22 protein-coding genes are annotated in these 24,617 nt (G+C 50.2%); 13 read left to right on the plus strand and 9 right to left on the minus strand.

The window, feature by feature from the left end; translation table 11 throughout:
* Positions 1-50 precede the first annotated feature (50 nt).
* Together AKG09_RS06705 and mog are read left to right on the plus strand one after the other, a co-directional pair.
* Positions 51-761: an S-methyl-5'-thioinosine phosphorylase gene (locus AKG09_RS06705; RefSeq protein WP_054618681.1), complete on the plus strand. Its 711-nt coding sequence runs from the start codon at positions 51-53 to the stop codon at positions 759-761.
* A 20-nt stretch (positions 762-781) separates the two neighbouring features.
* Positions 782-1,360 carry a molybdopterin adenylyltransferase gene (mog, locus tag AKG09_RS06710; RefSeq protein ID WP_054618682.1) on the plus strand — a complete coding sequence of 193 codons (579 nt, stop codon included), beginning with the start codon at positions 782-784 and terminating at the stop codon, positions 1,358-1,360.
* 223 nt (positions 1,361-1,583) lie between these two features.
* Here the strand turns inward: mog and AKG09_RS06715 are convergent, their stop codons facing one another.
* On the minus strand, positions 1,584-3,092 hold the full coding sequence (locus AKG09_RS06715; protein WP_054618683.1) for a catalase: 1,509 nt from the start codon (positions 3,090-3,092) through the stop codon (positions 1,584-1,586).
* Positions 3,093-3,639: 547 nt separating this feature from the next.
* On the opposite strand from AKG09_RS06715, the gene AKG09_RS06720 reads away from it, so the two are divergent.
* The gene (locus AKG09_RS06720) at positions 3,640-5,166 is read left to right on the plus strand and encodes a helicase HerA-like domain-containing protein (protein ID WP_054618684.1); all 1,527 of its coding nucleotides are present in this window, start codon (positions 3,640-3,642) and stop codon (positions 5,164-5,166) included.
* 94 nt (positions 5,167-5,260) lie between these two features.
* Here the strand turns inward: AKG09_RS06720 and AKG09_RS06725 are convergent, their stop codons facing one another.
* The 5 genes from AKG09_RS06725 to zwf form a co-directional block, all read right to left on the minus strand.
* A complete protein-coding gene (locus AKG09_RS06725) occupies positions 5,261-6,733 on the minus strand; it encodes a DUF3360 family protein (protein WP_054618685.1) in 1,473 nt (490 codons plus the stop codon).
* Between the two features lie 208 nt (positions 6,734-6,941).
* Positions 6,942-7,802: an SIS domain-containing protein gene (locus tag AKG09_RS06730; RefSeq protein WP_054618686.1), complete on the minus strand. Its 861-nt coding sequence runs from the start codon at positions 7,800-7,802 to the stop codon at positions 6,942-6,944.
* 282 nt (positions 7,803-8,084) lie between these two features.
* Positions 8,085-9,107 (minus strand): glucokinase, encoded by a 1,023-nt coding sequence (locus AKG09_RS06735; RefSeq protein WP_082391866.1) that lies wholly within the window; start codon positions 9,105-9,107, stop codon positions 8,085-8,087.
* Positions 9,088-9,789: a 6-phosphogluconolactonase gene (gene pgl / locus AKG09_RS06740; protein WP_054618687.1), complete on the minus strand. Its 702-nt coding sequence runs from the start codon at positions 9,787-9,789 to the stop codon at positions 9,088-9,090. Before pgl ends, AKG09_RS06735 begins: the two co-directional genes overlap by 20 nt.
* A 121-nt stretch (positions 9,790-9,910) precedes the next feature.
* Positions 9,911-11,347 carry a glucose-6-phosphate dehydrogenase gene (gene zwf / locus AKG09_RS06745; RefSeq protein ID WP_054618688.1) on the minus strand — a complete coding sequence of 479 codons (1,437 nt, stop codon included), beginning with the start codon at positions 11,345-11,347 and terminating at the stop codon, positions 9,911-9,913.
* A gap of 527 nt (positions 11,348-11,874) precedes the next feature.
* Here zwf and edd point away from each other — a divergent pair.
* From edd to AKG09_RS06775, 6 genes are all read left to right on the plus strand, one after another.
* The gene (gene edd, locus AKG09_RS06750) at positions 11,875-13,704 is read left to right on the plus strand and encodes a phosphogluconate dehydratase (RefSeq protein ID WP_054618689.1); all 1,830 of its coding nucleotides are present in this window, start codon (positions 11,875-11,877) and stop codon (positions 13,702-13,704) included.
* Between the two features lie 79 nt (positions 13,705-13,783).
* Positions 13,784-14,413, plus strand: a complete 630-nt coding sequence (locus tag AKG09_RS06755) for a bifunctional 4-hydroxy-2-oxoglutarate aldolase/2-dehydro-3-deoxy-phosphogluconate aldolase (protein ID WP_054618690.1) — start codon at positions 13,784-13,786, stop codon at positions 14,411-14,413.
* 110 nt (positions 14,414-14,523) lie between these two features.
* The gene (gene mutM, locus AKG09_RS06760; RefSeq protein WP_054618691.1) at positions 14,524-15,345 is read left to right on the plus strand and encodes a bifunctional DNA-formamidopyrimidine glycosylase/DNA-(apurinic or apyrimidinic site) lyase; all 822 of its coding nucleotides are present in this window, start codon (positions 14,524-14,526) and stop codon (positions 15,343-15,345) included.
* Between the two features lie 207 nt (positions 15,346-15,552).
* Complete coding sequence (locus AKG09_RS06765) at positions 15,553-16,359, plus strand: 1-acylglycerol-3-phosphate O-acyltransferase (RefSeq protein WP_054618692.1); 807 nt, start codon at positions 15,553-15,555, stop codon at positions 16,357-16,359.
* A 211-nt stretch (positions 16,360-16,570) separates the two neighbouring features.
* Positions 16,571-17,305, plus strand: coding sequence for a glutathione peroxidase (locus tag AKG09_RS06770; RefSeq protein ID WP_054618693.1), 735 nt, complete (start codon positions 16,571-16,573; stop codon positions 17,303-17,305).
* Positions 17,306-17,527: 222 nt separating this feature from the next.
* Entirely contained in the window at positions 17,528-18,973 is a 1,446-nt protein-coding gene (locus AKG09_RS06775; RefSeq protein WP_054618694.1) for a dihydrolipoyl dehydrogenase, read from the plus strand.
* A gap of 100 nt (positions 18,974-19,073) precedes the next feature.
* Here the strand turns inward: AKG09_RS06775 and AKG09_RS06780 are convergent, their stop codons facing one another.
* A complete protein-coding gene (locus AKG09_RS06780; RefSeq protein ID WP_054618695.1) occupies positions 19,074-19,712 on the minus strand; it encodes an MBL fold metallo-hydrolase in 639 nt (212 codons plus the stop codon).
* A 156-nt stretch (positions 19,713-19,868) separates the two neighbouring features.
* Here AKG09_RS06780 and AKG09_RS06785 point away from each other — a divergent pair, with 156 nt between their 5' ends.
* Together AKG09_RS06785 and AKG09_RS06790 are read left to right on the plus strand one after the other, a co-directional pair.
* Positions 19,869-20,672: a DNA ligase gene (locus AKG09_RS06785; RefSeq protein ID WP_054618696.1), complete on the plus strand. Its 804-nt coding sequence runs from the start codon at positions 19,869-19,871 to the stop codon at positions 20,670-20,672.
* Positions 20,673-20,759: 87 nt separating this feature from the next.
* On the plus strand, positions 20,760-20,954 hold the full coding sequence (locus AKG09_RS06790) for a hypothetical protein (RefSeq protein ID WP_054618697.1): 195 nt from the start codon (positions 20,760-20,762) through the stop codon (positions 20,952-20,954).
* A 125-nt stretch (positions 20,955-21,079) separates the two neighbouring features.
* Here the strand turns inward: AKG09_RS06790 and AKG09_RS06795 are convergent, their stop codons facing one another.
* Entirely contained in the window at positions 21,080-21,481 is a 402-nt protein-coding gene (locus tag AKG09_RS06795) for a hypothetical protein (protein ID WP_054618698.1), read from the minus strand.
* Positions 21,482-21,587: 106 nt separating this feature from the next.
* Entirely contained in the window at positions 21,588-23,063 is a 1,476-nt protein-coding gene (locus tag AKG09_RS06800) for a DNA recombination protein RmuC (RefSeq protein WP_054618747.1), read from the minus strand.
* Between the two features lie 179 nt (positions 23,064-23,242).
* Between AKG09_RS06800 and dusB the strand changes: the two genes are divergently transcribed.
* Positions 23,243-24,235 (plus strand): tRNA dihydrouridine synthase DusB, encoded by a 993-nt coding sequence (gene dusB / locus AKG09_RS06805; protein ID WP_054618699.1) that lies wholly within the window; start codon positions 23,243-23,245, stop codon positions 24,233-24,235.
* Between the two features lie 77 nt (positions 24,236-24,312).
* Positions 24,313-24,558, plus strand: coding sequence for a Fis family transcriptional regulator (locus tag AKG09_RS06810; RefSeq protein WP_054618700.1), 246 nt, complete (start codon positions 24,313-24,315; stop codon positions 24,556-24,558).
* The last annotated feature ends 59 nt before the right edge of the window (positions 24,559-24,617 follow it).

Below are 24,617 nucleotides of genomic sequence, written 5' to 3' on the forward strand. Positions count from 1 at the left end.
TCCATTACAATACCTGAAATCATCGTTCTCCAAGTGCATAAGGCAACACCATGATCGCAATCATCGGCGGTAGCGGCCTAACCCGCCTGCCCGAAATCAACATCATACACCGGCAAATTATCCGCACACCTTACGGCCTACCCAGCTCTCCCGTCATCACCGGCAGACTGGGCAGCCATGAAATCGTTTTTCTGGCACGGCACGGCCTCGACCACACGCTCGCACCGCATGAAATCAACTACCGCGCCAACATTTGGGCACTGGATTCACTCAACGTGAGCGGTATTATTTCCGTATCCGCCGTATCCGCCCTAAACGGTTTGCCCGTCGGCGCATTGGTGCTGCCCGACGATTTAATCGACTATACCTATGGCAGAGGCGACACTTTTTTTGAAGGCTCAAATTGCGAAGTAACCCATATCGACTTTTTCCATCCTTACGACGCTGAGCTACGGCAACGTCTGCTGGAGCATGCCAAGGAGCGGAACATCACCATCCATTATCAGGCTGTATACGGCTGCATCCAAGGACCGCGCCTACCCACTCAGGCAGAAGTGCGGCGTTATAAAAAAGACGGTGTAGATATTCTGGGCATGACCGGCATGCCCGAAGCCTCACTGGCCCGCGAACTCGATTTACCTTACGCGCACCTCTGCGGCGTTATCGGCAAAGCCGGTTGCGAAAACGAATCGCCTGACTTTAGAAACAATCAAGAGCACCATGCGATGCAGAGCATCCGTCAACTTTTAGTGAATATGTAACCCAAGGAAAGCTGTTTGATATGCAATGCCTGTCTGAAATCAAAATCGGTTTAATCTCCACCAGCGACCGCGCCAGTAAAGGCATTTACGCCGACGAAGGCATTCCCGCATTGAAAAGCTGGCTGAAACGCGCCGTAAAAAACCCAATCCGTTTCAGTGAAGCGCTGATTCCCGATGAACAACCAGAAATCGAAGCCACACTCAAGCGCATGGCCGATGAAGACCGTTGCGATTTAATCTTTACCACAGGAGGCACCGGCCCCGCCCTGCGCGACATCACACCCGAGGCTACCCTTGCCGTTATCGATAAAGAAATGCCCGGTTTTGGCGAACAAATGCGCCAAATCAGCCTGCATTATGTGCCCACTGCCATCTTATCCCGCCAAACCGCCGGCATCCGCGGCAAATGCCTGATTGTTAACTTACCCGGCCGCCCAAAAGCCATTGAAGAAACGCTTGGCGGCGTACGCGATGAATCAGGCAATATTGTGGTGCACGGCTTATTCAGTGCCATACCTTATTGCATAGATTTAATCGGCGGCGGCTTTATCGAGACCGATGAAACTGTGTGCAAAGCATTTAGGCCGAAACAGAAATAAAGCAAATACTTTATATATAATAATGAGTCCACTTAGGAATAGTATGTAACAGCGCCGTCACACTGGCTTGACCCGAGTTGACGAGTGTGCAAAATAATAAAAATGCCTGTCTGAAGTTTTCAGACAGGCATTCGGCTTATGTATGAACCAGTTTATTTCTGCTCATTGCCCTCAGAAACCCGACCAATGATTTCGGCCAAAGTTTCACTCATATCCAGCCACATTATAGCAATCCGGGTTGGCCTAAAGCAGGGTCGCTTTCGCGGGCGGCGATGGCATCTGCCACGCTCAGGCCCAAGGCTTTGGCTACGCCTTCACCGTAAGCCGGGTCACAGGCATTACAGTTGCGGATGTGACGGTATTTGATGAAGTCCGGCGCATCACCCATAGCAGCGGCTGTGTTGTTGAACAAGGTTTCTTTTTGTTCGCAGCTCATCAGGTTGAACAACGCGCGCGGTTGGCTGAAGTAGTCGGCGTCGTCTTCGCGGTAGTTCCAATGTGCCGCATCACCGTTGATTTTCAAAGGCGGCTCGGCATATTGAGGTTGCTCTTGCCATTGGCCGAAGCTGTTCGGCTCGTAGTGCAAGTTGCTGCCGTAGTTGCCGTCAACGCGGCCGTAACCGTCGCGGGCATTGCTGTGTACAGGGCAGCGCGGTGCGTTTACCGGAATTTGGTTGTGGTTTACGCCCAAGCGGTAGCGTTGCGCGTCGGCATAGTTGAACAAGCGGGCCTGCAACATGCGGTCGGGCGATACGCCGATACCGGGAACCAAGTTGCTCGGCGCAAAAGCAGACTGCTCGACATCGGCGAAGAAGTTTTCAGGGTTGCGGTTCAACTCGAACTCGCCCACTTCGATCAGCGGATAGTCTTTTTTCGGCCATACTTTGGTCAAGTCAAACGGATGGTAAGGCACTTTTTCGGCATCGGCTTCAGGCATGATTTGTACATACATGGTCCATTTCGGGAAATCGCCTTTCTCGATAGACTCGTACAAGTCGCGCTGGTGGCTTTCGCGGTCGTTAGCAATAATGGCAGCAGCTTCTTCGTTGCTCAGGTTTTTAATGCCTTGCTGGGTGCGGAAGTGGAATTTCACCCAGAAACGCTCGCCCGCTTCGTTCCAGAAGCTGTAAGTGTGCGAACCGAAACCGTGCATGTGGCGGTAAGAAGCAGGAATACCGCGATCACTCATCACAACCGTTACTTGGTGGAAAGATTCGGGCAGCAGCGTCCAGAAATCCCAGTTGTTGGTAGCAGAGCGCATATTGGTGCGCGGATCGCGTTTAACCGCTTTGTTCAAATCGGGGAATTTACGCGGGTCGCGCAGGAAGAATACGGGCGTGTTATTACCCACCATATCCCAGTTGCCTTCTTCGGTATAGAATTTCAAGGCAAAACCGCGGATGTCGCGCTCTGCATCGGCTGCACCGCGCTCGCCGGCTACGGTAGTAAAGCGGGCAAACATTTCGGTTTTTTTGCCAACTTTGCTGAAGATGGCCGCGCGGGTGTATTTGGTAATGTCGTTGGTTACAGTGAACGTGCCGAATGCGCCGGAACCTTTAGCGTGCATACGACGCTCAGGAATCACTTCGCGTACGAAGTTGGCCAGTTTTTCGTTCAGCCACAAATCTTGCGCCAACAAGGGGCCACGCGGGCCGGCAGTCAGGCTGTTTTGGTTGTCAACAACGGGCGCGCCGTTGTTCATCGTTAAATGGGTTACAGGACATTTGCTCATGGTTTGCTCCTTTTATCAGCAATGGGTGGTTATGTTTATTTGTTTGAAAGCGTAAAAATAACAAGTATCTTCGGTATTCATATCTTGGTATTTCATTTTATTTCCCTCTTCGGGTAAATCATGGGGCGAACTATAGCAAAAAATTTTTGCTATGAAAACTATAAACCAGATTTAGAATTTAAATTATTTATGATTATTCCAATGTTGATATAAAAAATTACTTATTAAAAATAATGATATATATTTACCTTCAAATAGCCGGTACATATTGAGGGTTAATCCGCGAAGGCTGGGTTAATAATGATACAGTAAAAAAACCTGATATTCGATATAAGGAAAACGCAGTCTTAGATAGCCCTCTAAATTCAAATAGCATATCACAGTAATTACTTAAGAAAATATCGTGAAATATTAAGTTTCTTAGCTACATCCTCAATCATGCCTGTCTGAAAACAATCTTTGCCGAAACTAAAACTTTTCAGACAGGCATTTGACATTACGCTAAAATAGGCGCACTTAATCTTTTGTTTTCAAGGATATTCCCCAAATGACCACACCACTGACCATTGCGTTTTCCATAGACGGCAACCACCCCATCGATATTATCGGCAGAATGTGCAACCGCCACGGCCTGATTGCCGGCGCCACCGGTACTGGTAAAACCGTGACCCTGCGTAAAATGGCGGAAACTTTCAGCAATCAAGGCATTCCGGTATTTTTAGGCGATGTGAAAGGCGATTTGTCGGGCTTGTGCCACGCCGGAGAAGGCGGAGGAAAAGTGGGCGAACGTATGGCCGAATATGGTTTGGATTCATCCTATTTAAGCGCATTTCCGGTGCGCTTTTGGGATGTATACGGCGAAACCGGCATTCCCGTGCGCGTAACCATTTCACAAATGGGCCCGATGTTGCTCTCCCGCTTAATGAACCTGAACGACACGCAAGAAGGTCTGCTCAATCTGGTGTTTAAAGTGGCCGACGACAACGGCTGGCATTTAATCGACTTGAAAGACTTGCGCGGCATTCTGCAACACGTTTCGGATAACGCCAAAGAATACCGCTCACAATACGGCAATGTGTCTGCCGCCAGCGTGGGCGCCATTCAGCGCCAGCTTCTGGTGCTTGAAAACGAAGGTGCCGAGCGTTTCTTCGGCGAGCCGGAGCTGAACCTGCAAGACTGGATGCAAACCGAGGGCGGCAAGGGCGTTATCAATATTCTGAATTCGGAAAAACTGATGCGCAGCCCGCGTATGTATAGCGCATTTTTATTGTGGTTTCTGGCGGAATTGTTCCAAACGCTGCCGGAAGTAGGCGATTTGGATAAACCCAAATTCGTGATGTTTTTCGATGAAGCGCATCTGATGTTTGACAACGCTGCGCCCGCTTTAGTGGAGCAGGTCGAGCAAGTGGTTCGGCTCATCCGTTCCAAAGGCGTGGGCGTTTATTTCGTTACCCAAAACCCGTTGGATTTGCCCGACGCCATTCTGGGCCAGCTCGGCAACCGTGTGCAACATGCCTTGCGTGCCTTTACCCCGCGCGACCAGAAAGCCGTGCGTGCTGCTGCCGATACATTCCGCAGCAATCCCAATTTAAAAGTGGCCGAAGTGATTACCGAATTGGGAGTGGGCGAAGCATTAGTATCTTTTTTGGATGAAAAAGGCATGCCGGGTATTGTGGAACGCGCCAATGTGATGCCGCCGCAATCCCAGCTTAACCCGATCAGCGCAGACGAACGCAACAGAATGTATCAAACTGATACGCTTTATACCTCCTATAAAGATGCCATCGATAATTACTCGGCCTATGAAGCTTTACAAGAATTAAACACACAAAAAGCAGCGGAAACGCAAGCTCAGGCAGAAGCAAAAGAACAAGCAAACACAGCCAAAAACCAACCTGCTGAAAAAGACGGCATTGTTGGCGGTTTTCTTGGCGGGTTGTTTGGGAGCCGCAAAAAATCCAATCAAGGCATGGCTTATGACTTGGCCGACTCGGTTGGCGATCAGCTTAACAAACAAGTTACACGTGCTATTTCCCGCAGTATCATGGGTGTGATTAAAAATATGATGAAGTGAGCTATATAAAGAGAATGCCTGTCTGAAAACTCTTTCAGACAGGCATTCTCTTTATAGTAGATCAACTAAAAAACAGTACGTTCGTCATACCGGCTTAATTACGGAATTGCTCCAAAAATGCCGGAATACCGGGGAGCATGCCCACTGCGCCCATAGCCACGCACAAAATCGTAAAGCCGACCAACGGAACAACCACCCTACCGGCAAAACCCAGCTCCGTACTACGCTCCTTACAGCCGATCAAACCCAAATTATCAAGCAACATGGTCAAAGACCAACCAAATACCGGATTAACCAAAGCAGAAGCAAATACCACCACTGCGGCAGATTGCGTGGTTTTACCTTTACGGGTCATTTCCATACCGGCTTCCAGCAGAGGCACGTACACCCCTACCACCAAAGCCACGCTTAACACAGGCTGCCAAATAGCCAAGTCCATTGGATAGCCCCAAATACCGGCAACAATACAGAACAAAGCTGTCAGTACCGCACCTGCGGGAATCGGGCGTTTGGCAATCGACGCCGGCACAATATAAGTGCCCCACGATGAAGAAAAGTTCGCACCGCCCAAAATAGAGCCGACAGTTTGTCTGGCGGAGCAGCTGATCATTGTGTCATCAATGTTCATATGCGCTTTTTCCGTGCGTTCGGGATAACTGATTTTCTGGAACACTTGGTGTCCGAGGAAATCGGGCGACCACATCGCCACCGCCAAAACAGCAAACGGGAACACGACCAAAAAGCTTTTCATCGTCGGCAAGCCCAGCATCCAACCGCTGTTTTCGCCCCACCAATAAGCCGGGCTCATCGGCGGCAGGCCGGGGGCAGTTTTAAACTCAAACGGCGCGCCCAACAAATATGCGGTCACACCCGCCAGCAAACAGCCTAAAGGCACGGCCAGCCAGCGTTTCTGCCAGTGCTCCAGCAAGGCATACAAAAGAATCGTACCCAAAATCACAATAAAGGCGATATACGGCATATTAAAGCCTTCGGCCCAAGTGAACAGTTTTTTGACCTGCCCGGTTGTGCCGATAAAGCCGAGATAAAGTAGCAGCCCTCCGCACACACCGTTACTGGTCAGTTTAGCCATCAAACTCCCGCCTTTGGAGATACCGAGCAAAAATCCAAATAAGCCGATTAGCAAACCAAATGCCAGAGGGTGGCCGCCAGCGGCAACAACCAACGGAATCAGCGGAATCAGCGGACCGTGCGTGCCCGGCAGATTGGCAGTAGGCAGAAAAAAGCCTGACAATAGAAGAATAAAAATAGATGCGATGAGCAGCTCATAACGCACATTTTCCAATACAAAGCCTTCCGGCAAACCGAGCGGGCCGGCAAAAGCTGCCGCCACGGCACCCACCATCACAACTTTACCGATGGTGCCTGCCATGGCGGGAATCATATCTTCAAATTCAAAACGGTAGTCACGAAACGGCAGGTTGGCACGCCAGCGTTTCGGTTGCATGATTTGCAGCTCGTGTTCCAAATATTCATTTCGGGTTGGAAAGTCCGAACTCGGCTTATGCAGCTCTGCATAAGGTTTCTCGTGCGAGTGGCTCACAATCATCTCCTTATTGTTTTATAAAATTAACTTTTTTTATCAAATTTATTTGTGGGCGCATATTAGCACAAGGTTTTAAAATAGCAAAACAGCATGAAGCTTTTTCATATCTTCCAATAAAAAACGGAAATTACCCGAACGGTTTAAACCCGCTTCAGGTAATTTCCGAAGTGCTGAGTAATTTACTTACACCCAGATAAGATACTGGAATCTATCATTTTTTATTGTCTTGCGGCTCATATTCCACACGCTTGCTGTAAATGCTGCGTTTGCCTTTTTGCAGTTGCAAACTGGCGGTTTCCCCCAATCTCAAGGCCAAGCCGATCGCTAAAATATCCACCACCACAAGCTGCAACAAACGCGACACCATCGGCGTGTATTGCTCGCTGTTTTCCGAAGAAGCCACATTCAGCACACAATCGGCAAGGTGTGCCAAAGCAGAATCAGCCCGGGTAATGGCAATCACAGAAGCGCCGTTTTCTTTAGCGATACTCACCGCATCCAATATTTCAATCGACGAACCGGAATTGGAAATCACCACCAATACATCCTGATCGCTCAACACCGATGCAGCCATCAATTGGATATGCGGATCGGAATACGCCACTGTAGACATACCGAAACGGAAAAACTTATGTTGTGCATCCTGCGCAACGATGCCCGAATTACCCACACCGTAAAATTCGATGCGGCGCGCATGTGTCAGCATGGCAATAGCATTTTCCAGCTCTGTTTCGTTTAAATAACGGCGCGCGCCAAGTATGGAAGCAGCGGTATTACCCAGCACTTTTTCCATAACATCGCCCATATCGTCGTCGCTGTTGAGCTCAGCATGTACATACGGCATGCCTTCATGGCCGATACTGGCCGACAAAGCCAGTTTAAATTCAGGCAGGCCTTTATAGCCGAGGCTGCGGCAAAAACGGATGACCGTAGGCTGGCTCACAGATGCACGTTCGGCAATTTCTGCCACCGCCGCATGCACAAACCACTTCGGCTCGGCCAAAGCGCATTCGGCCACTTTCCGCTCGGCACCAGACAATTCGCTTAAGAATTCACTGATTTTACTCAACATTTTATCGTTCCTTGTACTTGGATTTGTTCTTCAGGAAGCGCGTAAACTCTGTTTTCAGACAGGCATTATATAGTTAAATCCATTTAAAACTTAAAACAGCCATTTAAGATGATAAGCAGGCTCTATAATACTGTTGAAAAATGATTCGACTATAAAATGCTCCGGTTGTCGGCGCAGGTAATCATGCCTGTCTGAAAAGTGCCGCATACCGTTATTTATTTAAAGTTACATTATTACAGTTTTCCACAAATTCAGTATATCTGCGGAAAATCATGCGATCTTTTATCGAATACCTTTGGCAGACAATTCGTTTTCCAAAGCCACCGCTGCACCGGAAATACCCGGATAGTCTGCCAATACGATATACACCGGAATGGCCGCCAAATAGGCATCAAAGCGGCCCTTGCTTTCAAAACGGTTACGGAACGGCGAATTTTTAAAGTAGTCAATAAAACGCGGGATAATGCCGCCGCAAAGATAAACACCGCCGCGCGCACCCAAAGTGAGCGCAAGGTTGGATGAAACCGTACCCAGCATGGCGCAGAAAATATCCAAGGTTAAGCGGCACAAAGGGGAAGTGCCGCTCAAAGCACGTTCGCTGATTCCTGAAGGCGTCAGCTTCTGCGGCTTAACTCCCTCGCGCGCCGCCAGCGATTCGTAAATCAGCCCCAAGCCTGCACCGCTCAAAAAACGCTCGGCTGAAACGTGGCCGAATTTTTTCTTTGCATACTGCCAAATCAGCATTTCCGCATCATCAAAAGGCGCAAAACTCACATGCCCGCCCTCTCCCGCCAGCGCGGTATAAGTATTATTGCCGTTCGGAATCAAACCGCTTACGCCCAACCCCGTGCCCGGCCCGAGCACGGCTTTCGGTGCGTTTGGAATCGGCGCGGAACCGCCTATCTGCACCAGTTTGTCGGAATCCATTTTGGTAATCGCCAAAGCCTGCGCAGTAAAATCATTTAAAAACAATAAAGTTTCCAAATGCAAAGCTTGGCGTGTGGTTTCAATGGAAAACGCCCAGTGGTGGTTGGTCATCTGCACCCAATCTCCCACAATCGGATTGGCAATGGCAATGGCCGCATGTTTGATGGTCGGATTGTCTACGCGGCTGAGATATTCCTTAATCGCATCCACAACCGTATCGTAATCATTGCACGGTAGCACTTCTACTTTTTCGATTTTCTGAGGAGATGTTTCCAGCGCAAACCGTGCGTTCGTGCCGCCGATATCGGCCACCAGACGCGGCCACAAAACGCTTGTTGTGCTCGAAGATGCTTGGGTTTTAGTTTGTGTAGTGGACATGGCAGACAACCTTTTTTGAATTGAGGACAAAACTTACCGGCAGCGCCTTATCGGCGGCGCCCGCAGCTTGATCAAACACCGCTTTCTTTTCCGCTCCGGCAATGGCCAGAAACACGGCTGCCGTATTTTCAATCGCAGGCAGCGTCATGGAAATGCGCTCATGCGGCGCCGTTACCGGCGTGGTATGCAACAACGGAACATCATTGCCGGCATCCAAACCTTTATCCAACTGCGGTGCCTGCGGAAACAGCGATGCGGTATGCCCGTCACCGCCCATTCCCAATACCAACACATCCGGCTGCTCGAAATGCTGCAATGCAAAGCCAACAGCCTTATCGCTGTCGGCCAAAGCAGCCTCATCTGCGCCCTCCTCAATCATAGGAATCCAGGCAGCTTTTGCAGCTTGGTTTTGCAGCAGATATTTGCGCACCAATCCGGTGTTGCTGTCGGCATGCGTGGTGGGTACGATACGTTCATCCACCAGCGTTATGCCTACCTTAGCCCAATCCAAATCTATTTGCGACAATGCCTCGAAAAAGGCTATCGGCGACTTGCCGCCAGACACAGCCAACACAGCTTTGCCTCTTTGTGTAATCGCATCCTTTAATGCAGCAGCAACCGCTTCCGCCAGAGCCTGAGCGGCTCCGCCGGCATCGGCGTGCGTATATAATTGATAAGTCATTATTGTATTCTCTCGTTTTAATTGTTTTCCTCTTCACGAGGTATTTTGTGTTTTCAGACAGGCATTGTCATCGCATGGATATGCCTGTCTGAAAATATGGTGTTTTTTAGGGGCTGAGATATTATTGGTCTTCCAGCCAAGCGTTGTTGTCTTTAGCCAATAAATCGCGCGCCGCCTGCGGCCCCCAGCTACCCGCGGCATATTGATGCGGTGCAACCGGGCTTTTTGCCCAATGTTCCATAATCGGCATGACCCATTCCCAAGCTGCTTCCAACTCGTCACGGCGGTTAAAACGGCTCAAACGGCCGTCAATCACTTCTCGCAACAACAATTCATAAGCTTCGGCACGCCGGCCTTCAACTGCGTGTGCCAAATCAATAACCATTTCCACAGGCATCGCGTTCATGCTGCTGCCCGGTTCTTTAATAAACACGCAGGTGCTCACGGTTTCCCGCGGCTGCATGTTTACAATCAGACGGTTTGGAGTGTTGGGAAACAAATCATCCAAATCTTCACGGAAATTCAGCACAATCTCCGCGGTTTTAGCCGCCAGGCGTTTGCCGGTTCTCAAGTAGAAAGGCACACCCTGCCAACGTTCATTTTCAATTTCAGCCTTGATGGCGACATAAGTTTCCGTGCGGCTGTCGGCCGGCACATTATGTTCTTCAAGATAACCGGCATGCCCTTCTGCTGCGGTATACTGCGCCCGTATCACATTAGCCTCCATATCCTCCGGGGATAATGGTTTGAGCGCTTTCAATACTTTCATTTTCGCATCGCGCATATCATCACCGGCCAGAGATTTGGGCCGCTCCATTGCTACAAAACACAGCATTTGGAGCATATGGTTTTGCACCATATCGCGCAATGCGCCGGTTGCATCGTAAAACTCGGCGCGTTCTTCCACGCCCAGTTGCTCGGCGATGGTAATCTGCACGCTTTTAATAAAATCTTTATTCCATACCGGCTCGAAAAACACATTGGCAAAACGCAGCGGGATTAGGTTTTGCAGGCTTTCTTTACCCAGATAATGGTCAATACGGTAAACTTGGGACTCTTCAAAATGCTCAGCCACATCGGCATTGATTTTCTGAGAAGATTTCAAATCGGTGCCCAAAGGTTTTTCCAACACGACACGCACATTTTCACCATTCAAACCCACTGCTGCGAGGTTGGCGCAAGCTTGGGTGAAAAAGGTAGGTGCAGTGGAAAGGTAGACAATCACGTTTTCTGTATTTTTTCTTGCCTTGACCAACTCTGCCAACCTATCGAAATCAGCCCGGTGCGTGACATCCACAGTGAGATATTGAATGCGTTTGAGAAACGAATTCCACATTTCTTCCGAGAAGTTTTTTTTGATGTGAACCTTGGCATCACTTTCTATTTGTTTCAAAAATTCAGCCGTATCCAGATTGCTTCTGCTTACGCCCAGAATACGCCCTTCAGGGTTTAATAAGCCCGCCGCATGTGCTTGGTATAGATTGGGTATAAGCTTACGCATCGCCAGATCTCCGGTCGCGCCAAACAACACCAAATCAAAATTTGTCTGTTTATTCATTACAATCTTGTTCCTTCAAAACATCTCAAAAATCTAGCAGATTTCAGCCTTTCGCATTCTTCCATTCGATTTTGGATTGAAAACTTATAACCAAAGTAATATTTACTACAAGGCATAAATCCGCAGGCAGCACTGTCTGTGATGCAAAGCGGATTCCACGCCGCGGGATATCGGTTTGGTTACATTTCAAAATACATCTCTCCAAAATTCCCTTATCATTGATTTATAAGAATAATTTATTGAGTGATATTTTTGAAATACCGTTTCATTCTGCGTAGCAATACTACACGCGGTTACATCTTTTGTCTATTGTTTCGTGCGCGTAAAAGTTTGACTTAAGTAAATACTTTCTCAAACTAAAATGCTATCATGTTGGAAAACTACAACGCAAAAATATCTAAAGTTGAAACGTTCGTGATCGTGTAACCCGGCTACACACTAAATATTTGTTTTTCATAAACCAAACCGTCGCGACATGTAAAGCAACACTGCCATTCTTCCGAATAAAACACCAACAGAGGGCACTCATGACTACCTTAAACCCTGCCTTACAAACCATAACCGAGCGCATTATTGAGCGCAGCCGCCCAACCCGCGAGGCCTACCTGAAACGCATCCGTGCTTTCAAACAACAAGGCCGTGTCGAACGCGACCGCCTGGGCTGCTCGAATCTGGCACACGGTTATGCCGCCATGCCCAAAGCCATCAAAATTGAAATGCTGCGTCCCACCGTGCCCAATTTAGGCATGATTACCGCTTATAACGACATGGTTTCCGCACACCAGCCTTTTGCCGAATTCCCTGCCTGGATTAAAGAAGAAGCGCTTAAACAAGGCGCCACGGCGCAAGTAGCCGGCGGCACGCCCGCCATGTGCGACGGTATCACGCAGGGGTACGAAGGCATGGAACTTTCCCTGTTTTCCCGTGACGTTATCGCCATGAGCACGGCCATCGGCTTATCGCACCAAATGTTTGATGGCGCACTTTATTTCGGCGTATGCGACAAAATCGTGCCCGGCCTAATGATCGGCGCGCTCAGCTGCGGCCACCTTCCCGGCATATTCGTACCCGCCGGGCCGATGACCAGCGGCATTGCCAACAAAAAAAAAGCGCGCACACGCCAGCAGTTTGCCGAAGGCAAAGTCGGCCGGGACGCCTTGCTGGCAAGCGAAATGGGCTCTTATCACAGCCCCGGCACCTGCACCTTCTACGGCACCGCCAATTCAAACCAAATGATGATGGAAATGATGGGGATGCACCTGCCTGCCGCAGCATTCTTCAACCCTTATACCCCCATGCGCGAGGCATTAACACGCTACGCGGCCGCCCATCTGGCCGAAAGCGTGAAAAACCAGACCATTAAGCCGCTTGGCGAAATGCTGTCTGAAAAATCATTTGTCAATGCCCTGATCGGCCTGATGGCCACCGGCGGCTCAACCAACCACACCATGCACTTGGTTGCCATGGCGCGCGCGGCAGGTATTATTTTGAATTGGGACGATTTCGACGAAATCTCATCCATCATCCCGCTGCTCATCCGCGTTTACCCCAATGGCCAAGCCGACATCAACCATTTCGCAGCTGCCGGCGGCTTGCCTTTTGTTATCCGGGAACTGCGCGATGCCGGCTTGCTACACGATGACGTGAATACCGTGGTCGGACACGGCATGGCGGCCTACACCCGAGAGCCTTTCCTGATCGATGGTCAGCTGGAATGGCGGGACGCCGTGGCCGAAAGCCGCGACGAAGAGATTTTGCGCCCACTCTCCCGCCCGTTCTCACCCGATGGCGGTTTGCGCCTGATGAAAGGCAATATCGGGCGCGGTGTCATCAAAGTTTCTGCCGTAAGAGAACATTGCCGTATCATCGAAGCCCCTGCGATTGTGTTCAACGATCAAAAAGAAGTGTTGGCCGCATTCGAGCGGGGCGAGTTGGAGCGGGATTTTGTGTGCGTTGTGCGCTTTCAAGGCCCGCGTGCCAACGGTATGCCCGAGTTACACAAGCTCACCCCGCCGCTCGGCATCTTGCAGGATCGCGGCTTTAAAGTAGCACTCGTTACCGACGGCCGCATGTCCGGCGCGTCAGGCAAAGTCCCCGCCGCCATCCACATGTCGCCCGAGGCACTGCTTGGCGGCGGCATAGGCAAAATCCGCACAGGCGACCTCATCCGCTTCAATTCGATTACCGGAGAACTTTCGGCACTGGTTAGCGAAGCAGAATGGAACGCCCGCGAAATACCCGAGCCCGACTTGAGCAACAACACCCACGGCATCGGCCGCGAACTGTTTGCCGGCTTCCGCAGCATCGCCGGCAGCGCAGAAACCGGCGCCATGAGCCTCGGCGGCGAATTTGCCTGAGCCTGATTTTTCAGACAGGCATTACCTACAAACCCAAACAATGCCTGTCTGAAACCAACAAATTCGGAGAAAACCCATTATGAAAAATGCACGCGAAATTCTGAGCGCCGGCGCAGTGGTTCCGGTGATTGCTATCGAAGATTTATCCACCGTCGTCGATTTAGCGCACGCTTTGGTTGAAGGGGGGATTCCCACGCTCGAAATCACCCTGCGCACCGAACACGGCATCAAAGCTATCGAACTGATCAAAAAAGAAGTGCCTAGCGCCATCGTGGGCGCAGGCACGGTAATTAACGGCGAGCAGCTCAAAGCGGTAGAACACGCAGGCGCCGAATTCGCCATCAGCCCCGGTTTCAACATCCACTTTGCCAAAGCAGCCGAGCGCAGCAGCATCGCCGTCATTCCCGGCATCGCCACTCCTGGCGAATTGATGCTGGCTTTAGAACACGGCATTGACACTTTAAAACTTTTCCCCGCCGAAGTAGTGGGCGGCCGCACCATGCTAAAAGCTCTATACGGCCCGTTTCCACAAGCCAAGTTCTGCCCCACCGGCGGCATCAGCCTTGAAACCGCATCCGAATATCTGAAACTGCCCAACGTATTGTGCGTCGGCGGCTCATGGCTCACACCCAAAGATGCCGTTGCCGCGAAAGACTGGGCTGCCATTACCCGCCTGGCCAAAGAAGCAGCGGCATTACGTTCAGCCTAAACAATGCCTGTCTGAAAACAAGCTTTCACGGAAAACTCAGCAGGTGCTTGAATTATCTGCACAGCGCACACATAATCCATGCGTTACGATAATATAAAACACCAAGCACCATGCCCGAACTGCCCGAAGTCGAAACCACCCTGCGCGGCGTTTCACCACACATCACCGGCAAAACCGTTGCCGCAGTCAACATCCGCCAGCCCAAATTACGCTGGCCGATACCCGCCCATCTGGCGGACACCCTGCACGACCAGCCCGTTACACACTGCACGCGCCGCGCCAAATACCTGCTCATCCATTTTCAGACAGGCATTCTGATTATCCACTTAGGCATGTCGGGCAGCTTACGCATTTTTACCCCCAACGCCGCACCGCCACCCGGCAAACACGATCATGCCGACATCGCTTTTGCCGACGGCACCATCATGCGCTACCACGACCCTCGCCGCTTCGGCGCCATCCTCTGGTTTGCCGGCATCGCCGAACAGCATCCCTTGCTTTCAAAATGCGGCCCCGAGCCGCTTAGCGAAGCATTCAGTCCCGAATATCTTTATCAAAGTCTGAAAAAACGCAAATGCGCCGTGAAGCTTGCCATTATGGATAACGCATTGGTGGTGGGCGTAGGCAATATTTATGCCAACGAAAGCCTGTTCCGCGCTGCCGTTTCGCCCAAACGGCAGGCTTGCAAAGTCAGCCAAAAAGAAGCCGCAGCATTATGCGCCCACATCAAAACCGTATTGCAGCGTGCCATCGATACCGGCGGCAGCACCCTGCGCGACTTTGTCGACAGCGAAGGCAACAGCGGCTATTTCCAACAGGAATACGCCGTTTACGGCCGCCATAACCAACCCTGCCCGCGCTGCGGCCAATTAATCCATAAAGAAACCATCGGCCAACGCGGCACGTTTTATTGCCCGAATTGCCAAAAATAGCTTTCAGACAGGCATTCTTTAAAGCCAATGCTGAAATTAACTTTATTTGAGATTCAATACCATACCCATCAAAACTATACTATTGATTTGAAATAACAATGCACACTTCATCTGCCAAATCGTTAAAATTAAGCAAACCCGCTCTACAAAAACCCCTCTACTTCCTATAATCCACTTTTGCTTCTTGTCGAACACACACTACAAATAATGTCTTACGAAAAAACGCCTCTTCTGCAACGGTTTGGCCGCCTCTGGCGCCTGAGCAAACTCATCCTCGTTCAAAGCCGTCGGTTTACCCGCCCCGAATCCGCTGTTATCAGCACCCGCAACCACATTATCAGCAGCATGAGCAGTGAAATTCTGAATGTGATGAATGTGAGGCTTGAAGTGCTCACCCCAAAAAACGGAGCCGGCCACAGCAGCATGCTGGTTGTTGCCAACCATGTTTCATGGCTGGACGTTTTCGCCATCAGCGCCTTGTGTCCGAGCAGCTTCATCGCCATGAAAGAAATGCAATCATGGCCGCTGCTGGGCAAAATCGCCACCAACGCAGGCACTGTGTTTATCGACCGCAAAAACCGCAAAAATATCAATCCGATCAACAAGGCCATCAGCGCTTCCTTGGAAGAGGGGCACAACGTTTGCTTTTTCCCCGAATCCGCCACTTCCTCCGGTATCGGCCTGCTGCCTTTTAAAGCAGCACTGTTCGAATCTGCCATCCAAGCCGATGCGCCCATACAGCCCATCGCCCTGCGTTATTACGACAACACCGGCAGCCGCACCGCCGTGCCTTCGTTTGCAGATGTCAACTTAGTCAAATCGTTATGGCGCATACTGTCTATGAAAGAAATCACCGTAGCCGTAGATTTCGCGCCGCCTGTCGTTCCTTCCGAGCATCCCGGTAAAGACCGCTTTGCTTTGAAAGATATGGCAGAAACGCCCATCCGTGAAAAAATTTACGAAGACTCACCCGAACAGCCGCCAGAAAGTGACGTATTCAGTAAAGTTCCGTAAACAACATTGAGTCCTATACAAGCAACCTAATATATTTTGAAAAGTTCGGTTTATTCGAACAGGATATAGCTTTTCACAATAAAGGCTATTTGGATTATAAATCAGTTTCCTAACCACAAGCAGCTTATAATTAATTAATTAATTAGTTAATGATTTATAAAATCTATATCATACTTTATCTAACAACATAAATTCTATAAGGAGTATCATAATGGCATTTCAAGACCGTACCGGACAACAAGTACCAAGCGTTGTTTTCCACACCCGCGTAGGTGATGCATGGAAAGACGTATCTACCGATGACTTGTTCAAAGGTAAAAAAGTCGTTGTATTCTCCCTGCCCGGCGCTTTTACCCCCACTTGTTCTTCTACCCACCTGCCACGCTACAACGAGCTGGCTAAAGAATTCAAAGCCCGCGGCGTAGACAGCATATTGTGCGTATCTGTAAACGATACTTTCGTAATGAACGCATGGTTGGCTGACCAAGAAGCCGAAAACATCGTTGTAGTACCTGATGGTAACGGTGAATTCACTGAAGGCATGGGCTTATTGGTTGACAAAGACAATCTGGGCTTCGGCAAACGCTCTTGGCGTTATTCAATGCTGGTAAACGATGGCAAAATCGAAAAAATGTTCATCGAGCCGGAAAAAGAAGGCGATCCCTTTGAAGTTTCCGATGCCGATACCATGCTGAAATTCATTGATCCGAACTGGAAAGAGCAACACTCTATCTCTATCTTTACCAAACCGGGTTGCCAATTCTGCGCTAAAGCCAAACAATTGTTGCAAGACAAAGGCTTAGACTACGAAGAAATCGTATTGGGCAAAGACGCAACCACCGTTTCCTTACGCGCCATCACAGGTAAATCTACTGCTCCTCAAGTATTTATCGGCGGCAAATACATCGGCGGCAGCGAAGAATTAGAAACATTTTTAGCCAAATAATTTATTCTTTTAAAATTATGGTTTAAATACCGTATCGCAACGTGCCGTTATCAAACCATAACGGCACGTTTTAAATATCCAGACTGCCAGCATTTAATATCCCTATCACTTAAAAAATCAAGCACCGCAAGATTTCACCAGCTGTACTGATCTGAATCGTTCCCCTTAAAACAGTCTGAACCCGAAACAGCATTCCTATTATTAATAAAGGACAACAAGCAAATGAAAACAATCCAAGCAGATGTAGTGGTTATCGGTGGCGGCACAGCCGGTATGGGCGCCTTCCGCAACGCCCGCCTGTACACCGACAATGTTTATCTGATTGAAAGCCACGTATTCGGCACAACGTGTGCCCGCGTAGGCTGTATGCCTTCCAAACTGCTGATTGCCGCAGCAGAAGCCCGTCACCATGCGCTGCACACCGACCCGTTCGGCATTCATCTGGACAAAAAAAGCGTTACCGTTAACGGCGAAGAAGTGATGAACCGAGTGAAATCCGAACGCGACCGATTTGTTGGTTTTGTCGTTAGCGATGTAGAAGAATGGCCTGCCGACAAACGCATTATGGGTGCGGCAAAATTTATCGATGAGCATACCGTCCAAATCGACGACCACACCCAAATCAAAGCCGACCGCATTGTGATTGCAACCGGTTCCCGCCCCATTGTGCTGCCACAATGGCAGGCCTTGGGCGAAAAACTGATTATCAACGATGACGTGTTTTCATGGAACACCCTGCCCGAACGCGTGGCTGTGTTCGGGCCCGGCGTAATCGGTTTGGAACTTGGCCAAGCCTTGCACCGCTTGGGCGTGAAAGTAGAAATTTTCGGTGTTGGCGGTATGCTTGGCGGCATTTCCGATCCGGTAGTGCTGGAAGAGGCCAAAACCATATTCGGTGAAGAACTGGTCATGCATCTTGATGCACAAACCGAAGCCAAGCTGAACGACAAAGGCGAAGTGGAAGTCAGCTGGACTGAAAACGGCGAAAGCGGCGTATTCACAGCCGACTATCTGCTCGCCGCCATCGGCCGACGTCCGAATGTCGATCAAATCGGCCTGGAAAACATCAATATCGAATTAGACAACCGCGGTGTGCCCAAAGCCCATCCGCTGACAATGCAAACCAGCATTCCGCACATCTTCATTGCAGGCGATGCTTCCAACCAACTGCCGCTGCTGCACGAAGCCAGCGACCAAGGCAAAATTGCGGGCGACAACGCCGGCCGATACCCCAATATCCAAAACGGCCTGCGCCGCAGCCCGATCGGCGTGGTATTCACCAGCCCGCAAATCGCTTCCATCGGTTTGAAATACGCCCAAATGACGGAGCGTTATAAAAACCCCGAATGCGTGGTTATCGGAGAAGTATCATTCCGTAACCAAGGCCGCAGCCGCGTGATGCTGGTTAACAAAGGCCACATGCGCGTTTATGCCGAGCAAGGTACCGGTGTGTTTATCGGCGCCGAAATCGTCGGTCCGGCCGCTGAACACTTGGCGCACCTCTTAGCTTGGGCGCACCAGCAGAAAATGACCATTCCTCAAATGCTGGATATGCCTTTCTATCATCCGGTTATCGAAGAAGGGCTGCGTACCGCATTGCGTGATGTGATGTCTAAGCTGAAAGTCGGCGAGCAGCACAGCGAGTGCAAGGAATGCCCCGGCGCATAATATGGTTTGAAACCAAACACAATGCCTGTCTGAAAATTTTTTCAGACAGGCATTACTTATGACCGATTGCCGTGAAACAAAATATGCCGCACAGCAAACTTTACGGCGATAAAAATGGATTATGCATTTTCTCATGGCCTATGGTCGTGGTGCGGCCGTGTCCCGGTATCACCAAAGTATCTTCCGGCAAAGTAAACAGCTTGGTGCGGATATTGTGAAGCAAATCTTCATGATTACCGCGCGGGAAGTCAGTTCGGCCAATGCTCTCATAAAACAGCACATCCCCCGCGACCAGCAACTTATCGTCCGGCGAGTAAAACACCACATGGCCGGGCGTGTGCCCCGGAATATGCAGCACCTGGAAACAGTGCTTGCCCACCATCAAATTCTCACCCTCATTCAGCCAGCAATCGGGCATGAATGAAGGCGACACCGGAAAACCATAATTCGCGGTTACTTCAGGCAGGCTTTCCAGTAAAAACATATCGTCTTTATGCGGGCCAATTACCGGTAGCGGCTTTTTACCCAACATATCCACCACGCCACCCGCATGATCAAGATGGCCGTGCGTGAGCCAGATGGCTTTTACATTCAGTCCTAATTTCTCTGCCTCTTCCAGCAAAAATGGCGCGTCTCCGCCCACATCGGTAAACACCGCATCGCGCGTTTCTTCATCCCACAAAAGGGTACAGTTCTGGCGGAACGGTGTAACAGGCATAATTTGGCATTTTAGTGTCATAACTTCTTTCAGACAGGCATTGTTCTACAGCAGAACTCCGGCAGTCGGTGCAAAGCGGCAAACCAACGCCGTAACGGTTAAACAAGAATTCCACCATATTTTATGAAACGTCGAATTATGCCATAATCAAACCACAACAAAAACACGGGGAAAACCATGAAAACCATACTTTACATACTGCTGTTAAGTGTTGCGGTAGGTGCAGGCGCGCAAGATTTACTCTTGGCCAAAACCTTCGAAGGACAAAATCTCAGCGGCTGGGCAATGAGCGAAAAGCTCGACGGCGTGCGCGCTTATTGGAACGGCAAACAGCTCATCAGCCGCCAAGGCTACGCATTTACGCCGCCACCAAACTTCACGCATAACTTTCCGCCCTACCCGCTTGACGGCGAATTATTCAGCGCACGCGGCCGGTTTGAGCAGATTTCCGCTGCCGTGCGCACCCATTCGGGCAACTGGCAAAGCATTAAATTCCATGTGTTTGATGTACCGCGCGCCGAGGGGAGCTTGTACCAACGCCTGCAAGTGATTGAAGAGCGGCTGAAAGTTTATCCGGCAAATATCGAAGTGATAGCGCAGATTCCGGTTCGCAATAATCAGCATGCGCTTGATTTTATGAACCAAATCATCGCGGCAGGCGGCGAAGGCGTGATTGTGCGCGACCCCGCCTTACCTTACACCGGCGGCCGCAGCAACGGTTTTTTAAAGCTCAAACCCGAACAAGATGCCGAATGCACCGTAACCGCCCATCATGAAGGCAAGGGCAAATATACCGGCAAGCTCGGTGCCATCAGTTGCCGTAACGAATTAGGCGAATTCAGAATCGGCAGCGGCTTTAAAGACAACGAACGCAGCAACCCACCGCCTATCGGCACACTGGTTACCTACAAACACCGCGGTTACACACAAAAAGGCCTGCCCCGCTTCGCCACATTTTTACGCGTGCGCAGCGACCGGTAGGCAATAATATAGTTGTAGAATAAAAGCTTAGCCCTATCACTTACCAAGCAGCAAAACCTTCATCCCCAATCATACTTCATAACCATTATGCAAAAAGAAAAGCAAGCCGCACTCAAAGCAGCAGCAAAATTGAAAACAAGCAAAGAGGCCAAGCTGAAAGAATGGCGCGACGTGTCGGCACAGCAGAGTTTCGCCAACGAATTTACCGTGTCCGCCCGCTTGGGCGAGCCTGCGTTCACACAAGAGCAAGCCGATATGGTGGCCGCCTTGTTCGGCAAGTAGACCATGCCTGCCTGAAGACTTGGTTTCGCAAAATCCGCAGTTTGCCCTTGACCGCAAATCGAACTTCAGCTTCTGGTCAATTTACCAACTATTCTAAATAGCCGGAAAATCAAATAATTGTTCGATTAATCTTCATTTATATCAACCACTCTGTCATATAATGGTTTGGGAATTTCCAAACTCCATCCGAATGCCTCAAGAACTCCTCTGGCCAATCTTCTGATATCTTGCCATTCCTGACCGTACAGCTCTGAGTTATTTAACCATAAATCTTCTCCTTTTTGTTCACATAAATTTAATAAATAATGATCTAATTTTTGCAAACAATAAAGCTGCTCTTTCGTACAAATTATCAATGTATTTATTTTTTCAAAATCTACACCTACCGCCGCTTCATATTCCAAAATAATTTCTTCTCCAACCGCAGAATTTACCGGCAACAAGCTTTTTTGTGTTTCGGGGTCTTGCGACAAAGCCATTAAAGACCACTTTAATTTATCGGTATAATATTGAACTAACTTATTCATTTTTATTGCCTAATTTACAGTAAATAGTTTTTTGGTTTTCAGCCTAACTAGAAACATAATGCCTGTCTGAACACTTTTCAGACAGGCATTTTCCAAACCCGCACACTCACGCTTCCCCGTCGCTTCCAACCGCTTCGATTTGGGGCATCTCCTGCTCCGCTGCCGCCTGCTCGGTAAGGCTTTTTTCTAATTGTTTGCTCGCTTTAATGCCCAGCTTGCGCAGTTTTTCGGCGCGGTTTACCAAATTGCCGCGGCCTTCGTAGAGCTGTTTGTACGCCGCCTGATACTGGTTTTGCGCCTGCTCGATGTTTTTGCCCACGCTTTCCAGGGTTTGCACGAAGCCGACAAATTTATCATAAAGCTTGCCGCCCTCTTCCGCTATGGTCAGCGCGTTTTGGTTTTGCTGCTCGTTGCGCCACAAATGCGCTACCGTGCGCAAAGTGGCCAGCAGCGTGCTCGGGCCCGTGAGCATGATGCGCTTGTCGAAACATTCTTGGAACAGGCTGTTATCGTGTTGTAGGGCGAGCAGATAAGCGGGCTCGACCGGAATAAACATAAACACGAAATCCAATGTGTTCACGCCCTCGATTTCGCTGTATTGCTTGAGTGACAAGCCCTTGATGTGGTTACGCACGCTGGCGGCGTGGGCAGCCAGCTCGCGCGCTGCATCTTCCTGCGTTTGCGCCTGCGTGTAGCGCACATAGGCGGTGAGCGACACTTTGGCATCGATGATAATCTGTTTGCCGTCAGGCAGGTTCACCAACACATCGGGCTGAAGGCGGCGGGTGCTGCCGTCTTCTTCCTGGCGGGTGGAAGATGCCTGCACAATATATTCTCGCCCTTTTACCAAACCTGAATTTTCCAGCACGCTCTCCAATATCATCTCGCCCCAGTTGCCCTGGGTTTTGTTTTGCGTGCCAATCAGTGCCTGGGTAAGCGCTTTGGCGTCGATATGCAGTTGGTTATTCAGGGTTTGCAGCCGTTTTAATTCGTTTTCCAGCGTCAGCCGTTCTTTGGTTTCTTTTTCGTAGGTGTTCTGCACCAATTGGCTGAAGCCGCTGATGCGCTCGTTGAGCGGGTTGAGCAATTGGTTAAGATTTTCACGGTTTTGCTCGGTAAAGCGTTTGGTTTTTTCTTCTAAAATATCATTGGCAAGCGTTTGGAACTGATGGCTCAGATTGGCACGCGCGTCTTGCAGCAGCTCGATTTTTTCTTCGTGAATACGCCGCTCCTGCTCTATTTGCGCGTTCAACCGCTCATTGCTCACACGCAAGTCTTCATAATCTTTTTTCAGACAGGCATAATCGCTCTGCCGCGCCTGCAAATCCTCAATATGCTGGTTGGCGGCAGCCAGGTTGCTTTGAACCAATTGGTGGTTTTGGCGCAGTCCGGCAAGCTCGGCTTCCGCTTCTTCTTTTTCCTGCGCGGCAAAACGGTATTGCTCGGAACGCTCGGCAAGCTGGGTTTGCAACACTTGCCGCACGGTTTGGTAGCGGTGGCGCAACACCGCCCAAGTCAGTAAAAACACAAACAGGCAGGCTGCGGCGGCTGCGATAAGCAGATAAATGAGTTGGTCGGTCATATTGATGCGAGAAAAGCGGAAACAAAGCCGCATGTTAGCAGATTTCGCCCCCATTCTGCCGCCAACCAAGATAATTTTCAGACAGGCATACAAATACGGCATTCTGTTGCTTGGCTAAATCTGCCTAAAAATTGTACAATTACGTTCCTGATAATAAGCAAGACCACACACCATCTACTATGCTCATCGGCCCCTACCAAACCGAATTCCCGATAGCTCTGGCGCCGATGGCAGGCATTACCGACAAACCGTTCCGCAACCTTGCCCGCTCATTCGGCGCAGGTTGGGCGGTAAGCGAGATGCTGACCAGCGACCCCTCGCTCAGAAACACCCGCAAAACCCTGCGCCGCAGCGATTACCAAGGCGAAAACGGCGTGATTGCCGTGCAGATTGCCGGCAGCGATCCCGCCCAAATGGCCGAGGCCGCGCGTTATAATGTCGAACAAGGCGCGCAGGTTATCGACATCAATATGGGCTGCCCTGCCAAAAAAGTGTGCAACGTATTGGCCGGCAGCGCATTGCTGCAAAACGAACCTTTGGTCGAAGCCATTCTGAATGCCGTGGTGAGCGCAGTGGATGTGCCCGTTACCCTGAAAACCCGTTTGGGCTGGAACGACGACAATAAAAACATCCGCACCGTCTCCCGCATGGCCGAAAATGCCGGCATTGCCGCATTGGCTATCCATGGCAGAACGCGCACCCAAATGTATAAAGGTGAAGCCGAATACGGGCTGATTGCCGAAGTCAAACAGAATATCGGCATCCCGCTGTGGGTCAACGGCGATATCACCAGCCCGCAAAAAGCCGCTGCCGTGTTGGCGCAAACCGGCGCCGACGGCGTGATGGTAGGCCGCGGTGCGCAAGGCCAGCCTTGGTTGTTTGCCGACATCCGCCACTATCTGCAAACCGGCGTGCTGCCTGCCCCGCTGCCGTTTGGCCAAGCCGCGGCCACCATGCTGGCGCATTTGCAGGCCATGCACGATTTTTATGGAGAAACCGCAGGCGTGCGCATCGCCCGCAAACATATCGGCTGGTACACCGCCCGCCTGCCCCAAGGCGAAGCCTTCCGCAAAGAAGCCAACCGCCTGGAAAGCGCAGCCGCCCAATATGATGCCGCAGCCCGTTTTCTCGAAAGCTGCCCGCTCGAATACTGGCCGACCGATTACCGATAAAATTACTGTGCCTGCCTGAAAAAGTTTTCAGACAGGCATTCCGTCAGACAATATGAATTACTATAAAGGAAAACAATATGCCCGGTAGAGTGCCCGACATCGCCCATACCATCGAACAAAACCTCAACCAATATTTCCGTACGCTCGACGGCGAACCCGCCCAAGGCGTGTACGATATGGTTATCCACCAAGTAGAGCAGCCCCTGTTACGCTGCGTGATGGCACAATGCAGCGGCAACCAATCCAAAGCCGCCGCCATGCTCGGGCTGAACCGCAACACCCTGCGCAAAAAATTAATGCAGCACGGATTATTAGAATCATAACAAAGGCCTGCCTGAAAACCTTGATGTGTTTTCAGACAGGCTTTTTCATACCAACCCAC

It is taken from the genome of Neisseria sp. 83E34 (assembly GCF_001308015.1).
In the GTDB taxonomy this organism is placed as follows: Bacteria; Pseudomonadota; Gammaproteobacteria; order Burkholderiales; family Neisseriaceae; genus Neisseria.

What these genes read in the sequence shown, in the direction of transcription:
- AKG09_RS06705 (WP_054618681.1), top strand. Translation starts at nt 51, where the DNA reads ATGATCGCAATCATCGGCGGTAGCGGCCTAACCCGCCTGCCCGAAATC.
- mog (WP_054618682.1), top strand. Translation starts at nt 782, where the DNA reads ATGCAATGCCTGTCTGAAATCAAAATCGGTTTAATCTCCACCAGCGAC.
- AKG09_RS06715 (WP_054618683.1), bottom strand. Translation starts at nt 3,092, where the DNA reads ATGAGCAAATGTCCTGTAACCCATTTAACGATGAACAACGGCGCGCCC.
- AKG09_RS06720 (WP_054618684.1), top strand. Translation starts at nt 3,640, where the DNA reads ATGACCACACCACTGACCATTGCGTTTTCCATAGACGGCAACCACCCC.
- AKG09_RS06725 (WP_054618685.1), bottom strand. Translation starts at nt 6,733, where the DNA reads ATGATTGTGAGCCACTCGCACGAGAAACCTTATGCAGAGCTGCATAAG.
- AKG09_RS06730 (WP_054618686.1), bottom strand. Translation starts at nt 7,802, where the DNA reads ATGTTGAGTAAAATCAGTGAATTCTTAAGCGAATTGTCTGGTGCCGAG.
- AKG09_RS06735 (WP_082391866.1), bottom strand. Translation starts at nt 9,107, where the DNA reads ATGTCCACTACACAAACTAAAACCCAAGCATCTTCGAGCACAACAAGC.
- pgl (WP_054618687.1), bottom strand. Translation starts at nt 9,789, where the DNA reads ATGACTTATCAATTATATACGCACGCCGATGCCGGCGGAGCCGCTCAG.
- zwf (WP_054618688.1), bottom strand. Translation starts at nt 11,347, where the DNA reads ATGAATAAACAGACAAATTTTGATTTGGTGTTGTTTGGCGCGACCGGA.
- edd (WP_054618689.1), top strand. Translation starts at nt 11,875, where the DNA reads ATGACTACCTTAAACCCTGCCTTACAAACCATAACCGAGCGCATTATT.
- AKG09_RS06755 (WP_054618690.1), top strand. Translation starts at nt 13,784, where the DNA reads ATGAAAAATGCACGCGAAATTCTGAGCGCCGGCGCAGTGGTTCCGGTG.
- mutM (WP_054618691.1), top strand. Translation starts at nt 14,524, where the DNA reads ATGCCCGAACTGCCCGAAGTCGAAACCACCCTGCGCGGCGTTTCACCA.
- AKG09_RS06765 (WP_054618692.1), top strand. Translation starts at nt 15,553, where the DNA reads ATGTCTTACGAAAAAACGCCTCTTCTGCAACGGTTTGGCCGCCTCTGG.
- AKG09_RS06770 (WP_054618693.1), top strand. Translation starts at nt 16,571, where the DNA reads ATGGCATTTCAAGACCGTACCGGACAACAAGTACCAAGCGTTGTTTTC.
- AKG09_RS06775 (WP_054618694.1), top strand. Translation starts at nt 17,528, where the DNA reads ATGAAAACAATCCAAGCAGATGTAGTGGTTATCGGTGGCGGCACAGCC.
- AKG09_RS06780 (WP_054618695.1), bottom strand. Translation starts at nt 19,712, where the DNA reads ATGACACTAAAATGCCAAATTATGCCTGTTACACCGTTCCGCCAGAAC.
- AKG09_RS06785 (WP_054618696.1), top strand. Translation starts at nt 19,869, where the DNA reads ATGAAAACCATACTTTACATACTGCTGTTAAGTGTTGCGGTAGGTGCA.
- AKG09_RS06790 (WP_054618697.1), top strand. Translation starts at nt 20,760, where the DNA reads ATGCAAAAAGAAAAGCAAGCCGCACTCAAAGCAGCAGCAAAATTGAAA.
- AKG09_RS06795 (WP_054618698.1), bottom strand. Translation starts at nt 21,481, where the DNA reads ATGAATAAGTTAGTTCAATATTATACCGATAAATTAAAGTGGTCTTTA.
- AKG09_RS06800 (WP_054618747.1), bottom strand. Translation starts at nt 23,063, where the DNA reads ATGACCGACCAACTCATTTATCTGCTTATCGCAGCCGCCGCAGCCTGC.
- dusB (WP_054618699.1), top strand. Translation starts at nt 23,243, where the DNA reads ATGCTCATCGGCCCCTACCAAACCGAATTCCCGATAGCTCTGGCGCCG.
- AKG09_RS06810 (WP_054618700.1), top strand. Translation starts at nt 24,313, where the DNA reads ATGCCCGGTAGAGTGCCCGACATCGCCCATACCATCGAACAAAACCTC.